1 protein-coding gene and 1 pseudogene are annotated in these 472 nt (G+C 74.4%); both read left to right on the top strand.

Annotation, left to right across the window (positions count from 1 at the left end; genetic code table 11):
* The coding region (locus LPA54_RS37655; RefSeq protein ID WP_228984928.1) for a glycosyltransferase at positions 1 to 322 on the top strand (322 nt) is incomplete at its 5' end.
* Positions 315 to 452: pseudogene (locus tag LPA54_RS37650) on the top strand (YbjN domain-containing protein); the annotation flags it as partial. The gene LPA54_RS37655 and the pseudogene LPA54_RS37650, both read left to right, overlap by 8 nt.
* Positions 453 to 472: the final 20 nt, after the last annotated feature.

Below are 472 nucleotides of genomic sequence, written 5' to 3'. Positions count from 1 at the left end.
GTCGTACAGCGAGTCGTTCGGGCTGGTCGCCATAGAGGCGCAGGCGTCCGGCACCCCGGTGCTCGCCGCGGCGGTCGGCGGCCTCCCGGTCGCCGTGCGCGACGGCGAGACCGGCTTCCTGGTCCAGGGCCACGACCCGGCCGCGTACGCGCGCGTCCTGCGCGACTTCGCCGACGGGCCGGAGCTCGCCGCCCGGATGGGCGAGGCCGCCGCCCGGCACGCCCAGTCCTTCGGCTGGGACACCGCTGCCGCCGCCACGGCCGACGTGTACACGGCCGCGACCCACGCCCACCGCCGTCACGTACGCTCCCACCATGGCTGACACGGAAGCGGAGCAGCGGGCGGCACAGATCGTCGAGGGCGTGCTGAAGGACGCCGAGCTGGAGTGGGAGAGCCCGGCCCCCGGGAACTACGTGGTGAAACTCCCCGGCACCCGCAAGCTGTCCACGACGCCTGGACACTGCTGATCGTC

The organism is Streptomyces sp. DH12, assembly GCF_020873895.1.
Lineage (GTDB): Bacteria > Actinomycetota > Actinomycetes > Streptomycetales > Streptomycetaceae > Streptomyces.
The sequence above is the reverse complement of the archived record's forward strand: the minus strand, read 5'-3'. Positions and strand labels throughout refer to the sequence as shown.